Source organism: Streptomyces sp. NPDC059002 (genome assembly GCF_042740435.1).
Taxonomy (GTDB): domain Bacteria; phylum Actinomycetota; class Actinomycetes; order Streptomycetales; family Streptomycetaceae; genus Streptomyces.
This window is the reverse complement of record NZ_JBHYJI010000015.1, coordinates 44,712-58,058: the sequence shown is the minus strand read 5'-3', so window position 1 is coordinate 58,058 and position 13,347 is coordinate 44,712. Positions and strand designations below refer to the sequence as shown.

The window sequence follows — 13,347 nt, the reverse complement described above, 5'->3', positions numbered from 1 at the left end:
GGACCGGCAGCCGAACGACTACGGCTGACTACGGCTTGGGCAACCCCGGCGGATTGATCCGCGACTTGGAGACGGCCTCACCAGAAAGCCCCCACCGCTTCAGGACCTTCGCGTAACTCCCGTCCTCGATCACGTGATTGAGCGCCGCGGCATACGCGTCGACAAGCCCGCTCCCCTTCGCCGTGGTAGCGGCGATCTCCCCCTGCACCCCGGCACCCCCGCCGGACAGCACCCCGACGGTCTTCGTCTGGCCCGCGGACGCCACGTGATACGACACGGAAGGACTGGGCCCGAGATACGCGTCGATGCGCCCGGACTGGAGGGCCAGGTAGTAGTCGGAGTCCTTCTGGAAGTACTTGATGTCGACCGGTTCGCGCCCGGCCTTCTCGTTCTTCCTGCTCCAGTCGACGAGGATCTTCTCCTGGTTGGTGCCGGAGGAGACGGCGACGGACTTGCCCGCCACGTCGGCGGGCCCCTTCACCGTGAAGTCCGCGTCCTTCCTCGCCTCGAAGGCGATGTTGTCGAGCCGGTAGGTGGCGAAGTCGTACTTCTCCTTGCGCTCCTCGGTCACCGTGACATTGCTGAAGACGCCGTCGAACTTCCCGCTGTCCAGGCCGACGAAGAGGTTCTCCCAGGAGACCTGCGAGAACTGCGGCTTCAGGCCGAGCGTGTCGGCGACCAGGATCGCGAGGTCGACCTCGGAGCCGATGCGGGTCTTGTCGTCGGTGGCGTAGAAGCCGAGCGGCGCGGTCGAGTCGGCGCCGCCGCCGAGCCGCAACGTGCCGCGTTTTCGGATCTGTTCGGGGACGAGCGCGGCGATCGCCGCGACCTTCTTGCCGCGTACGCGGTGCTGCTCGGGCCCGATGTTGATGGCGCCGACCTTCTTGATGCCGGGCCTGCCGCCGCCGGTCGCGGCGTCGCTGTCGCCGCCGCAGGCACCGAGCAGGGGCGTGGCGACCAGCACGGCGAGGGCGGCGGCAAGGGTGGTGCGTCGGGAATGCATTCAGGGGCTCCTAGAGGACCTTGGAGAGGAACGCGCGCGTGCGCTCGTGCTGTGGCTTGTCGAGTACGTCGGCTGGAGCGCCCTGCTCGACCACCCGCCCGTCGTCCATGAAGACGACCGTGTCGGCGACCTCGCGGGCGAAGCCGATCTCGTGCGTGACGACGATCATCGTGGTGCCCTGGCGCGCCAAGTCCTTGATGACGTCGAGGACTTCACCGACGAGTTCCGGGTCGAGCGCGGAGGTCGGCTCGTCGAAGAGGAGCAGTTTCGGTTCGAGGGCGAGCGCGCGGGCGATGGCGACGCGCTGCTGCTGGCCGCCGGAGAGCTGCTTGGGGTAGGCGTCGGCCTTGTCGGCGAGGCCGACCCTGGCGAGCAGCGCCTGCGCGCTCGCCGTGGCCTCCTTGCGGGGCCGCTTCAGCGCGGAGATGGGGGCCTCGACGATGTTCTCCAGGACCGTGAGGTGCGGGAAGAGGTTGAAGTTCTGGAAGACGAAGCCGATCTGCGTGCGCTGCTTGAGTACCTCGCGCTCGCGCAGCTCGTACAGTTTGTCGCCGGAGCGCCGGTAGCCGACGAGCGAGCCGTCGACGCTGACCCAGCCCCCGTCGACCTTCTCCAGGTGGTTGATGGTGCGCAGGAGCGTCGACTTGCCGGATCCGGAGGGGCCGAGGACGACGGTGACCTCGCCGGTGCGCACCTCCAGGTCGACGCCCTTCAGCACCTCCAGCGACCCGAAGGACTTGCGTACGGAACGGAGTTCGACCATGGCGTTCATCGCGTGGCCCCCTTGGAGAAGTGACGTTCGACGTAGTGCTGGAGGACGGAGAGCGCGCTGGTCAGGAGGATGTACCAGACGGTGGCGACCATCAGGAGCGGTACGACACGGCCGTTGCGGCCGTAGATGACCTGCACTTGGTAGAAGAGTTCGCCGATCGCCATCACGGAGACGATCGAGGTGCCCTTGAAGAGGGAGATGATCTCGTTCGCCGCGTTGGGCAGGATCGACCGCATGGCCTGCGGAAGAACGATCCTGCGCACCTGCCGCAGCTTGGGGATGCCGAGCGCGGCCGCCGCCTCCAACTGCCCGCCCTCGACGGCCAGTACGCCCGCGCGCACGATCTCGGCGGCGTACGCGGCCTGGTGCAGCGCGAGCCCGAGGACGGCCGCGCTCATCGCGCCGACCAGCCCCATCGTGTCGAAGGAGAAGAAGCCGGGCCCGAAGGGGATCCCGAACTGCAGCTCCTTGTACAGGTAGGCCAGGTTGAACCAGAACAGCAGCTGCACGATGAGCGGGATGGAGCGGAACGCCCAGATGTAGCCGAAGGCCACGGACTTCAGGAACGGGCTCGCCGAGAGCCGCATGAAGGCCAGGACGATGCCGAGCGCGAAGCCGATGGCGGTGCCGTAGAAGGTGAGCTGGAGGGTGACCCAGACCGCCTTGAGGATCACGTCGGCGGTGAAGAACTCGGCGAACACCTCCCATTCCCAGGCGGAGTTGGTGACGAGGCCGTGCGCGAACTGGGCGACGAGGACGGCGGTCGCGGCGACGGCGGCCCACCGCAAGGGGTGGCGCACGGGCACGACCTTCAGGGCGCCGTAGTCCTCGACAGGTGGTCCTGTCGCTTCGCCGGCCGCGCCGACGGGGGGATCGCTGGTCAGGGAAGACATGGGATTCCTCGGGGCTCAGGTCGTGCGCAGGAAGTCGAGTACGGCGCGGGCGGTGGCGTCGTTCTGCCGGAAGGAGGGGCTGTTGGTGCGCGGTCGGGTGAACGCCCCCGCGCCGCGCGCGTCGGTGTGCGGGCCGAGCGCGAAACGGCGCGGATGGGGCACGCCCGCGCGGTCGAGCACCCGGCCGTCGGCGGGATCGACGGCGAGCAGCCCCGCCTCGGTCACCGCGACCCCTTCGGCGTACAGGGCGCGCAGCAGCGGGTCGCGGGTGCGGGCGACGGTGGGCTGCGGAAGGCGCGCCTCGACGAGCGCGCGGGCCTCGGTGACCTGCCCCGGCAGGGTCGGGCTCTGCGCGCGGAACACCCCGTCCTCCGCGGTGACGCGGACGTCGGCGCCGAGGAACCGTACGATCCCGGCGCGGGACAGGGCGAGCAGCTGCCGCAGCCGGGGTCCCGGCGGCCCGGACGCGAGATAGCTGAAGAAGCCGTGCCACCACTCCCCCACGTCGCCGAGCCGCATCAACTGCCCGTAGACGGAGAGCAGTCCGAGGAACACGGCGAGGTCGGGGCTGTGCCCGGGGTCGTGCCGGCGTGTGAGGTCGTCGGTGATGTAGCCGCGCAGACCGTCCTGGAGTGCTTCGTACGAGGTGTGCCGCACCCCGGCGAGCGGGTGGTCGAGTGCCGTGAGGTCGAGCCGGTCGGCGGGGTCGGGCACGGTGGAGGCGACGAGGGCGTCCAGTTCGGGGCTGCCGGGCGGGCACGCCGCGTACTTCTCGTCGAAGTCCGCCCAGGCGGCGCGGGTGCGCTCGGGGTGCCCGGTGAAGAGCCGGTGGTAGTGGGCGAAGCCGAGCTCCTTCTCGATGAGCGGCCATACGTCGCGGCGGAAGTCGTGGCCTTCGGGCCTTGCGAGCAGCTCGTCGATCTCGGCGGGGCCCAAGTAGCGGGGCAGCGGCGGCCGTTCACCCGTCCAGTCGTAACCGATCTTGGAGTGGTAGGGGACGCCGCGCCGCGAGCCGACGTACAGGACGGGCTCGCGCCCGGACGGCAGATACGTCTCCCCCTCGTACCGCCCGCCGCGCCCCTCGGTGAGCAGCACCATCAGGTCGACGAAGGCGAGCCCGAAGCCGCGTACGAGGACGGGTTCGCCGGGGGCGATCCTGGACAGGTCGGTGTCGGCGGTGAAGTCGGGCGGCAGGTGCACGAGCCCGTTCCGCTCGGCGTAGGCGGCCAGTTGGGCCTGCTCCTCGTCGAGTTCGGCGTCGAGATGGCCCTGGGTGAGGATGACGAGATCGGCGGTGAGCGGCGTTTCGACGTCTTCCAGCCACACTTCCTGGCGGCCGGTGCGCTCGCCGGTGACGCGCACCGCCCTGCGCCGGTGGTGGCGGACGACGGTGTCGCGCGGCAGTCCCGCCACCGCCTTCTCGTACACCCAGCCCAGATAGCGGCTCTGGTCGCGGCGGCTGACGAAGGTGCGTCCGTCGAGCCCGGACCACTCGTCGAGCGCGGGTCCCGGCAGGACGGGGCCCGTCACCTGCACCGTCTCGTCGGTGAACATCGTGACGTCCTGGGCCTGCGAGTTCATCCAGAGCAGCGGCGACTGGTCGTGCCGCCAGATGCGGCCGCCGCCGGGCGGGTAGGGGTCGACGAGGTGGATGTCGAGCCCCGAACCCCCGTACAGCTCGGCCGCGTTGGCGCCGATGCGTTCCAGGATGCCGGTGCCGCGCGGCCCGGCCCCCACGATCACGAGCGAGCGCCTCATCGGGTCCGCTCCGATCCGCGCGCGTAGTGCCGTTCCACGTAGTGCTGGCCGACGCTGAGCACCGAGGTGACCACGACGTACCAGATGGTGGCGACCATCAGGAGCGGGATGACCTGGTAGGTGCGGTGGTACACGAGCTGCACGGAGTAGAGCAGGTCCTGTACGGCGATGACGCTGACGATCGAGGTGCCCTTGAGCGTGCCGATCAGCATGTTCCCTGCGGGCGGCACGATGGACCGCATGGCCTGCGGCAGGACGATCCGCCGCCAGCGCCGCCACCGGCCGAGCCCGAGCGACTGCGCGGCCTCGATCTGCCCCCGGTCCACGGAGAGGATGCCGCCGCGCACCACTTCGGCGGCGTACGCGGCCTCGTGCAGGGTGAGTCCGACGACGGCGATGGTGGCGGGCCCCATCAGGTTCACCGTCTGGATCCCGAACACCTGCGGGTACAGGGCGCCGATGTTGAACCAGAAGAGCAGCTGCACCAGGATCGGCATCGACCTGAAGAACCAGACGTACCCCCAACTCACCGCGCGGAGCACGGGGTTGGCGGAGAGCCTGGCCATGGCGAGCAGCGTGCCGAGCGCGAAGCCGAGCGCCATGACGACGGCGGTCAGCCAGAGGGTGAGCCCGAGGCCGCGCAGGACGGCCGCCGAGGTGAAGTAGTCACCGACGACGTCCCATTGGAACGCCTCGTTGCGGACGACGGAGTTGGCGGCGAGCGCCAGCAGGATCAGGACGAGCGCGGCGGCCGTCCACTGGCCCGCGCGGGGCCTCGGCACGATGTGCGGTGTGTCGGAGAGCGGTGCGGGACCTTCGGGAGGAGGGGCGGTCGCGACTTTGGCGAGGGTGTCGGAAGACATGCGGAAGGCTCCGTGGATACAGGAGATCGAACACGGTGGTGCCTTCACACGGACCGAGCCCCTCAGCACGATCCGTCCTTGAGATTACGGTGCGCTTTCCGCCCGCTGTCAAGGCTGTCCAGATTATGAGCCGTACGTCTCACGGCAGTTGACGCAGAAACGGATGCCTGTTCCACTTAGGCCATGCATCCGCAGCAGTGGCTGGTCACGCGCTCCCACATCGACCTCGGTCGAGTGTGGTCGGCGTCTTGTTGATGTCCTCCTGAGCCGACCCCCCTGCACGCACCGAGCCCCTTTCCGGGCTCGCCGAACCCTTCTCCCGCCCGCCGCCGGGTCGGTCCCTGCGTTCCCCTTCCACCGTCGAGCGCCCACGCGCCGTCGCCCCGCCTTCACACACGTACGCCACCGCTCAGCCGCCCTGTCCACGGCACGAGCACCGGCACCCCTCCCCTCGCACGTCGCTTCGCCCTGCCCTGCCTAGCTGGAGACCGTCACGCCATGCGCACGCCCCCGCATTCCCGCCGCATCCCCGCGGCCTTCGCCCTGATCACCGCCGCCACGCTCGTCCTCACCGGCTGCGGCTCCGGCGACTCCGCCGATGCCACGGGCGGCGCGGCCCCCGCGGGCGACAGCTCCGGGATTCCCACCAAGGACGTGGTGTCGGCGGTGCGGAAGGACGCGGCCGCGGCCCGGCTGCTGCCCGCGGACGTACGCGAACGGGGCACCCTCAGGCTGGCCTCCGCCGTCGGCGGGACCCCGCCGGGCACCACCTACCTGGCGGACGGCAAGACCGTCGTCGGACAGGACATCGACTTCGCGGACGCCGTCGCCAAGGTCCTCGGCCTGAAGCTGAAGCGGGAGGCCGCGAGCTTCGAGGCGATCCTGCCCGCCCTGGACAGCGGCAAGTACGACCTGGGCACGGGCAACTTCGGCGTGACGGAGGAGCGCCGCAGGACCATCGACTTCGTGACCTACATCAACGACGGCCAGGGCTTCGCCGTCCGCAAGGACAGCAAGCTGACCAAGGTCACCGACTTCGAGCAGCTCTGCGGCCTGAACGTGGCGACCGGCGCGGGCACCACCTTCGAAGTGACCCTGGAGGACAACAAGCACGTCTGCGACGACGCGGGCAAGAAGCCGTACAGCGTGAAGACCTACGCCGATCAGGGCGCGATCTGGCCCGCCCTGCAACAGGGCCGCGCGGACGTGGTGATGTCCACCATCAACGGCCTGCGGTACGCCGTGAAACAGCAGGAGGGCCTGAAGTTCCTCGGCGAGTACCACCGGCTCGACGTCGGCTTCGCCTTCAAGAAGGGCACGAAGCTGGCGCCCGCGTTCCGCGCCGCGGTCGATCAGCTGATCAAGGACGGCACGTACGACCGCATCCTGAAGAAGTGGGGCACGCAGGGCTCGGCGATCGACAAGTCCCGGATCTCCCCGCCGGAGATCAAGGACTGACGCACCCTCACCTACGCCCCCTGCGAAGCCCCGCCCCTAGAGCCCGCAGTCGCAGCACTCACAGCACTCGCAGCACGAGCAGCAGCCCGCGTCGCCGCCGCAGTCGCAGTTGTTGCAGCAGCCCTCGCGCTTCTTGCGGGACCAGGGGCCTTCGAAGTGGTCGGCGCAGCACACCTTGCAGGTGCAGCACAGCCCGATGGCGACGGCACACCCGGCCCAGAAGCCGCGCTTGCCGGGCTTCGGCGGCTGCGGCTCGAAACCGGGCCCGCCCCCGAAGCCACCGGGACCGCCCCCGAACCCGCCCGGGCCACCGGGCCCGCCGGGCGCCCCGCCCCCGTACGGATTGCCGCCCCCGTACGGATTCTGCGAGCCGTACGGACCACCGGCCGGGGGCCCGTAGGGACCGCCCTGCTGCGGCGGCGGACCGAAGGACCCGTCCTGATGGGCCGTCACCTGGTGGGCGTGCCCGCACGCGTCGGTCCCGAAGGCCCGGTCGATGGACCTGCCCAGCTCGTGCGCGAGCAGCCGGTGCGCGAGCTTGCCGTCGGTGAACTCGGCGTCGCGCAGCGCGAGGCGGATGCCGTGCAGCGCGTCATCGGCGAGACGGCGCGCCTCGGCCCGCGAGGTGCCGGTCGCCGTCAGCGGGTTCCACGCACCCGACGCGGCGTCGGCCTGCTGGTCCTCCACGGCGTCCAGGAGATGCGCGAGCCTGCCGAAGAGCCGCCCCGCCTCGGCGAGCGGCGCCGCGTTGCCGGGCCGCCCGGCGAGCACCGCGGTGTGCGCGAAGGCCGCCGCGGTCGCCGTCTCGGTCGGCTCGGTGACGGTGAGCAGGGAGGTGCCGGGCCCGGCCAAGGTCTCGATGCCGGCCTGCCGTTCGACGGCGTCGACCAGGACCGCCGTGTCGAACCCCACCGCGGCACCGGTGCGCGCGCCCGCCTTGTCCCAGCTCCTGGCCACACGGCGGGCGGCGACGGCCACCGGCCCCCGCGCGAGCAGCCCGTCCCCGTCGACGACATGGTCGCGGACCTTGGCCGAGGCGAGCACCAGCGAGACGGCGGCGGCGAGCCGCGCGCCCTCGCCCTGCGCGACGGAGGCCGTCCGCATCCCGCGCAGCGGACAGGGCCCCGCGGTGCGCCGCCAGCCGGTCGACCGCTCGGCCTGAGCCTCCGTCAGAACCGAGACGATGAGCCCGTCGTAGTTGGTGACGACCCGGGCGAACTGCCCGTGGTCACCGCGCAGTGCGAGGCAGAGCCCGCACAGATGCGCCATCCACTGCGTCTTGAGCCCTTCACCGAGACGGTGGCTGCAGGGCCTGACGATTCCGAACAAGACGACTCCCCCGAGAGTCCGGAAACTGATCAACTCCGGCATCGTAGCGAGGGTCCCGTTCACCCGGACGCACCGGTCGTCACCCATACGCCGTGAAGAATCATATTTCACTCACTGTCAGCAGCCGTACACAGCAACACCCTTGGAGGGCAACGCACGTCGGTGTGTTGACTCTGCACCAGTACCGTCACGAAAACCCCGCGCGGCGACTATCCACTTGGCGCACCATCCGCATCATGGACGACCATAGGGATGCGGAACGCAGGGAAACCGCTGTGAGAGGAGGCGTCCATGGGATCGGTGCGCAAGGCGAGTGCCTGGCTTGGCCTCGTCGACGACAACAATGACGAGCGCTACTACGACGACGGGTACGAGGACGACCGGGCCGAGGGGCCCGAGCAGCCGGAGGCCTGGGTCACCGACCCGCGCGTGCGGGTGGCGACCGAGGCGGCCGAGGAGGAGGGGCGCAGGATCGGGACCGTGACCCCGGACAGCTTCCGGGACGCACGGGCCATCGGCGAACTCTTCCGGGACGGCGTCCCGGTGATCATGAACCTCACGGCCATGGAGCCCACCGACGCCAAGCGCGTGGTGGACTTCGCGGCCGGCCTCACCTTCGGTCTGCGCGGCTCGATCGAGCGCGTGGCGACGCGGGTCTTCCTGCTCACCCCCGCGAACACCCAGATCGTCAACGGCGAGGCCGCGAGCCGCCCCTCGGACGGCTTCTTCAATCAGAGCTAGGGGCAAGGCCGCTCACCGCGACCGTGCACCGGCGCCGGACTACCGGAAGGCGTCGAGTCCGGTGAGCGCCTTGCCCAGTACCAGCTGATGCATCTCGACGGTGCCCTCGTAGGTGAGGACCGACTCGAGGTTCGTCGCGTGCCGCATGACGGGGTATTCGAGCGAGATCCCGTTGGCGCCCAGGATCGTCCTGGACGTGCGGCAGATCTCGATCGCTTCTCGTACGTTGTTGAGCTTGCCGAAGCTGACCTGCTCGGGCCTGAGCCTGCCCGCGTCGAGGCGCCGCCCGAGGTGATGGGCGAGCAGAACGCCCTTGTGCAGCTCGACCGCCATGTCGGCGAGCTTGGCCTGGGTGAGCTGGAAGCCGCCGATGGGCCGGCCGAACTGCTCGCGCGTCTTCGCGTACTCGATGGCCGCGTCCAGGGAGGACCTGGCCGCACCCATGGCACCCCAGACGATGCCGTAGCGGGCGTGGGAGAGGCAGCTGAGCGGGCCCTTGAGGCCGACGACCTCGGGCAGCACGGCGTCCGCGGGCAGCCGCACCTCGTCGAGGACCAGCTCGCTGGTGACGCTCGCGCGCAGCGACCACTTGTGCTTGATCTCGGGGGCCGAGAAGCCGGGGCTGTCCGTCGGCACGACGAAGCCGCGGATCCCCTCGTCGGTCTGCGCCCACACCACGGCGACGCCCGCCACCGACCCGTTGGTGATCCACATCTTGCGTCCGGTGAGCACCCAGTCGGTGCCGTCCTTCTTCGCGTGCGTACGCATCGACGCCGGGTCGGAGCCGTGGTCGGGCTCGGTGAGGCCGAAGCAGCCGATGATCTCGCCCGCGGCCATGCCCGGCAGCCACCGCTGCTTCTGCTCCTCGGAGCCGAAGCGGTGGATGGCGTACATGGCGAGGGAGCCCTGCACGGAGACGAGGGAGCGGATGCCGGAGTCGGCGGCCTCGAGCTCCAGACAGGCGAGCCCGTACTGGACGGCACTCGCGCCCGCGCAGCCGTAGCCCTCCAAAGACATCCCGAGCGCCCCGATGGAGCCGAGCTCACGGGCCAGCTCGCGGATACCGGGCAGCTCGCCCTTCTCGTACCAGTCGGCGATGTGCGGCAGGACGCGGTCGGCCGCCCAGCTGCGGACCGTGTCACGGATCGCGAGGTCCTCCGGTTCGAGGAGGTCGTCGATGCCGAGGGGGTCGGCGGGGTCGAAGGGCGGCAGAGGGGTACGGGCACTTGCGGACATGCGGGGCCTCCGGCGGCACAAAACTAGCACTGGTAGTTAGTCACGGCTCGCGCTGACGTTACGACGCAGTCTCCCGCACGTCCAGGGTGCCTTGGGCCCCGTAAGGGGCGCGGGACCAGCCGGGCCCCGTAAGGGGCGCGGGGCTGTGTCGATATGCGGCTCCGCCGCGTGGGCGCGACCAGCCACGACGCACCCGCACCCAAAGAACCCAGCCACCAAGAGGCTCACGCGTCGGCGGACGCCCCCGCACCGACCCCCGCCGGATCCCGGGGCGAGGGAATCCCCGCCTCAGCCCGCGCCGCAGGCGCCCCACACTCCATGACCCGCGGCAACCGCAACGCCGCCAGCGCGCCAAGAAGCAACAGCCCCGCACTGACCAGCAAGGTCACATGCAGCCCATGCACGAAAGAATCACGCGCCGCAGCCCGCAGAGCATCCCCCGGCCCACCCCCGAGCCGCGCCGCGACGTCGTACGCCTCGCCGAGCGAGTGGCTCGCCGCCGCACTGTCCGCCGCCGGAACCCCCCGCACCGAGGAGAGCCCCGGCGCGTACGCCGCGTTCATGACGCTGCCGAGCAGCGCGATGCCTATGCCCGCGCCCAGCTGGTAGGAGGTCTCGCCGATCGCCGCGGCGCCGCCCGCCTGGGACGGGGGCGCCTCGCTCAGCATCGACTCGTACGCCCCGAAGAGGGTCGTCTCCAGGCCGAAGCCGAGCAGGACGAACCCGGCGAGGAGCAGCGCGTCGTTGGCGTGGTCGCCCATGCCGGTGAGGAGCACCACGGCCACCGCGGTCAGGGCGAAGCCGGTGCTGACCATCACGCGCGGCCCGAAGCGCTGCAGCATCTTCGATCCGGCGAGCCCGGCGGCCATCGCGGCGACGGTGAGCGGCAGGAGCCGGAGCCCGGTCTCCAGCGGGGACAGGCCGAGCACCAGCTGCAGATACTGCGCGGCGATCAGTTCGAGGCCCACCAGGGCGAGCATGGCGAGGACGATGCAGCCGACCGACGTGCTGAACGCGGGCCGCCCGAACATCGACAGATCGACGAGCGGATGCTTGCGCCTGCGCTGTCTGCGCACGAAGCCGACGAGCAGGGCGACGCCCAGGACGAGCGAGACGAGGGTGGTGGCGCCGAGCGGCGACTCTCCGCTGCCGAGCCGTTTCACGCCGAGCACGACGCCGAAGAGCCCGGCCGCGGCCATCAGCGCGCCGATGACGTCCCACGGTCCGTCGCGGTCGCCGGTGGACTCGGGCAGGAGCCAGCGTCCGATGGGCAGGCTGACCAGCATCAGCGGGATGTTTATGAGGAAGACCGAGCCCCACCAGAAGTGCTCGAGGAGGAACCCGCCGAGCAGCGGTCCGACGGCCGCGCCGACGGCGGCCACCGCGCTCCAGATGCCGATGGCGACGGCCCGCTCGCGCCGGTCGGGGAAGACCTGGCGCAGGATCGAGAGGGTCGCGGGCATGATCATCGCGCCGCCGACGCCGAGCAGCGCCCGGGCCGCGATGAGGACCTGCGCGTTGTCGGCGAGGGCCGCGATCGCGGAGGCGACGCCGAAGAGGCCGTAGCCGAGCAGGAGGACGCGTCTGCGGCCGACGCGGTCGCCGAGCGTGCCGAAGAGGATCAGGAGCGAGGCGCAGACCAGCGGATAGATGTCGACGATCCACAGCAGCTCGATGGCGCCGGGCCGCAGGTCCTCGGTGACCGCGGGCACGGCGACGTGCAGCACGGTGGCGTCGACGGCGACGAGCAGCAGGCTGACGCAGAGGACGACGAGGACGAGCCAGCGGTTCGCCCCCGCACCCGCCCCGGATCCCCGACGGCCGATCGGTGCTGCGGCCGTGGTCGTCCCGGACATGTGCGTACCTCCCAGTGATCCCTCGCATCGGCGGCCTGCGGGATGAACTTCCTGCTCCGGCGGCGCGGACAAAGGCGAGTGAGCCGTCAGAGTACGCGAGTCCACGCCTGGGGCGCGTGGTGGACCTCTCACGGTTGTACGGATGCGGTGTGGTGTGCGCCACGCCCCCGTCTCCCGACCACGCCCCGAGCGGGCGTCCGGTTCCCCGCACGACCGATAATCGAGCCCGTGACTGATCTTGATCAACGCCCCGCGCCCTCCCTCGCGGGCCCCGCGCTGCGCCGCGCGGCGCCCGCGCTCCTCGTGTACGCCGGGGTGCGTGCGCTGGGTCTCGCGGTGCTCGCGATCTGGGGCGCCGCGGCGGGCAAGAGTCCGCACGCGCTGCTGACCGCCCGCTGGGACTCCCTCTGGTACACCCGCGTCGCCGAGCACGGCTACGGCTGGGAGGTGACGCTGCCGGACGGCAGCGTCCACTCGAACCTCGCGTTCTTCCCCCTCCTGCCGTGGCTCGAGCGGCTGGTCTCGGCGATCAGCCCCTTGTCGTACGCGGACGCGGGTCTGGTGGTGAGCTGGCTCGCCTCGCTGTTCGCGGCGGCGGGGATCTTCGCGGTCGCCGACCGCCTCTACGGACGCCGGGCCGGGATCTGCGCGGCCGGGATCTGGGCCGTGCTGCCGGTCGGCATCGTGCAGTCGATGGCGTACAGCGAGTCCCTGTTCACGGCGCTCGCGGCCTGGTCGCTGTACGCGGTGCTCCGGGGGCGCTGGGTGGCGGCGGGCGTACTCGCCTCCTTCGCGGGTCTTACCCGGCCGGTGGGCGCGGCGGTGGTCGCCGCGATCTGGGTGGCGGCGGCCGTCCAGGTGTACCGGGAGCGGCGCGCGGACTGGCGCATGGTCCTCGGTGTCGTCCTCGCCCCGCTCGGCGCCGCGGGCTATGTGCTCTGGGTCGGCCACCGCACCGGTGCCGGCCTCTTCGGCTATCTCGACGTCCAGGCCGGCTGGGGCAACGGCTTCGACTTCGGCTATGCCTTCGCGCGCTTCATCGGGGAGAAGTTCACCTCCGTCCCCGGCGCGCTCGCGGGCATCGGGCTGATCGTCGGGGTCGCGCTCGTGGTCTGGCTGTACGTCATCGGCGTACGGAGCAAGCAGCCGCTGCCGCTGCTCGTCTACACCGGGATCGTCGTCGCGCTCGCGCTGTGCGCGGCGGGCTACTTCGGCTCGAAGCCGCGGCTCCTGATGCCGGCCTTCCCGCTGCTTCTGCCCCTCGCGGTGGCGCTGGCCCGGCTGCGTACGTCCAGGTCGGCGCTGGTCCTGGGGTGCGTGGCCGTGGTGAGCGCGGTGTACGGGGCGTTCTGGCTGCACGGCTCGGGGCCGCCGTGATCACGTCATGATCATTTCTGGGGGTGTGCGCCGTCGCCCGGTGATCGGACGGGAAATTCCG

The 13,347-nt window shown here is 70.9% G+C and carries 11 protein-coding genes; 3 read left to right on the top strand and 8 right to left on the bottom strand.

Features of this window, described 5'->3' with window-relative positions; all coding sequences use genetic code 11:
* Positions 1 to 28 precede the first annotated feature (28 nt).
* From ACFWZ2_RS16385 to ACFWZ2_RS16365, 5 genes are read right to left on the bottom strand one after another with little or no spacing between them, the layout of a single operon-like run.
* Complete coding sequence (locus tag ACFWZ2_RS16385) at positions 29 to 1,003, bottom strand: ABC transporter substrate-binding protein (protein ID WP_384546069.1); 975 nt, start codon at positions 1,001 to 1,003, stop codon at positions 29 to 31.
* Positions 1,004 to 1,013: 10 nt separating this feature from the next.
* The gene (locus ACFWZ2_RS16380) at positions 1,014 to 1,775 is read right to left on the bottom strand and encodes an amino acid ABC transporter ATP-binding protein (RefSeq protein WP_384546067.1); all 762 of its coding nucleotides are present in this window, start codon (positions 1,773 to 1,775) and stop codon (positions 1,014 to 1,016) included.
* Complete coding sequence (locus tag ACFWZ2_RS16375; protein WP_384546066.1) at positions 1,772 to 2,668, bottom strand: amino acid ABC transporter permease; 897 nt, start codon at positions 2,666 to 2,668, stop codon at positions 1,772 to 1,774. The genes ACFWZ2_RS16380 and ACFWZ2_RS16375 overlap by 4 nt, the downstream gene beginning before the upstream one ends.
* A gap of 15 nt (positions 2,669 to 2,683) precedes the next feature.
* Entirely contained in the window at positions 2,684 to 4,426 is a 1,743-nt protein-coding gene (locus tag ACFWZ2_RS16370; RefSeq protein WP_384546064.1) for an FAD/NAD(P)-binding protein, read from the bottom strand.
* Positions 4,423 to 5,289, bottom strand: coding sequence for an amino acid ABC transporter permease (locus ACFWZ2_RS16365; protein ID WP_384546062.1), 867 nt, complete (start codon positions 5,287 to 5,289; stop codon positions 4,423 to 4,425). The genes ACFWZ2_RS16370 and ACFWZ2_RS16365 overlap by 4 nt, the downstream gene beginning before the upstream one ends.
* A 498-nt stretch (positions 5,290 to 5,787) precedes the next feature.
* Here ACFWZ2_RS16365 and ACFWZ2_RS16360 point away from each other — a divergent pair, with 498 nt between their 5' ends.
* Positions 5,788 to 6,747 (top strand): transporter substrate-binding domain-containing protein, encoded by a 960-nt coding sequence (locus tag ACFWZ2_RS16360; protein WP_384546061.1) that lies wholly within the window; start codon positions 5,788 to 5,790, stop codon positions 6,745 to 6,747.
* Between the two features lie 36 nt (positions 6,748 to 6,783).
* Here ACFWZ2_RS16360 and ACFWZ2_RS16355 read toward each other — a convergent pair whose 3' ends face one another.
* Positions 6,784 to 8,076 (bottom strand): DUF5685 family protein, encoded by a 1,293-nt coding sequence (locus ACFWZ2_RS16355; RefSeq protein WP_384546059.1) that lies wholly within the window; start codon positions 8,074 to 8,076, stop codon positions 6,784 to 6,786.
* 291 nt (positions 8,077 to 8,367) lie between these two features.
* On the opposite strand from ACFWZ2_RS16355, the gene ACFWZ2_RS16350 reads away from it, so the two are divergent.
* On the top strand, positions 8,368 to 8,817 hold the full coding sequence (locus ACFWZ2_RS16350; RefSeq protein WP_384546058.1) for a cell division protein SepF: 450 nt from the start codon (positions 8,368 to 8,370) through the stop codon (positions 8,815 to 8,817).
* A 39-nt stretch (positions 8,818 to 8,856) separates the two neighbouring features.
* Here the strand turns inward: ACFWZ2_RS16350 and ACFWZ2_RS16345 are convergent, their stop codons facing one another.
* Positions 8,857 to 10,053: an acyl-CoA dehydrogenase family protein gene (locus tag ACFWZ2_RS16345; protein WP_384546057.1), complete on the bottom strand. Its 1,197-nt coding sequence runs from the start codon at positions 10,051 to 10,053 to the stop codon at positions 8,857 to 8,859.
* Positions 10,054 to 10,277: 224 nt separating this feature from the next.
* A complete protein-coding gene (locus tag ACFWZ2_RS16340; RefSeq protein WP_384546055.1) occupies positions 10,278 to 11,909 on the bottom strand; it encodes an MFS transporter in 1,632 nt (543 codons plus the stop codon).
* A 228-nt stretch (positions 11,910 to 12,137) separates the two neighbouring features.
* On the opposite strand from ACFWZ2_RS16340, the gene ACFWZ2_RS16335 reads away from it, so the two are divergent.
* Positions 12,138 to 13,286: a glycosyltransferase family 39 protein gene (locus ACFWZ2_RS16335; RefSeq protein WP_384546053.1), complete on the top strand. Its 1,149-nt coding sequence runs from the start codon at positions 12,138 to 12,140 to the stop codon at positions 13,284 to 13,286.
* Positions 13,287 to 13,347: the final 61 nt, after the last annotated feature.

Excerpts from the sequence above, each read along its gene's own strand:
- ACFWZ2_RS16385 (WP_384546069.1), bottom strand. The coding sequence starts at position 1,003 with ATGCATTCCCGACGCACCACCCTTGCCGCCGCCCTCGCCGTGCTGGTC.
- ACFWZ2_RS16380 (WP_384546067.1), bottom strand. The coding sequence starts at position 1,775 with ATGAACGCCATGGTCGAACTCCGTTCCGTACGCAAGTCCTTCGGGTCG.
- ACFWZ2_RS16375 (WP_384546066.1), bottom strand. The coding sequence starts at position 2,668 with ATGTCTTCCCTGACCAGCGATCCCCCCGTCGGCGCGGCCGGCGAAGCG.
- ACFWZ2_RS16370 (WP_384546064.1), bottom strand. The coding sequence starts at position 4,426 with ATGAGGCGCTCGCTCGTGATCGTGGGGGCCGGGCCGCGCGGCACCGGC.
- ACFWZ2_RS16365 (WP_384546062.1), bottom strand. The coding sequence starts at position 5,289 with ATGTCTTCCGACACCCTCGCCAAAGTCGCGACCGCCCCTCCTCCCGAA.
- ACFWZ2_RS16360 (WP_384546061.1), top strand. The coding sequence starts at position 5,788 with ATGCGCACGCCCCCGCATTCCCGCCGCATCCCCGCGGCCTTCGCCCTG.
- ACFWZ2_RS16350 (WP_384546058.1), top strand. The coding sequence starts at position 8,368 with ATGGGATCGGTGCGCAAGGCGAGTGCCTGGCTTGGCCTCGTCGACGAC.
- ACFWZ2_RS16345 (WP_384546057.1), bottom strand. The coding sequence starts at position 10,053 with ATGTCCGCAAGTGCCCGTACCCCTCTGCCGCCCTTCGACCCCGCCGAC.
- ACFWZ2_RS16340 (WP_384546055.1), bottom strand. The coding sequence starts at position 11,909 with ATGTCCGGGACGACCACGGCCGCAGCACCGATCGGCCGTCGGGGATCC.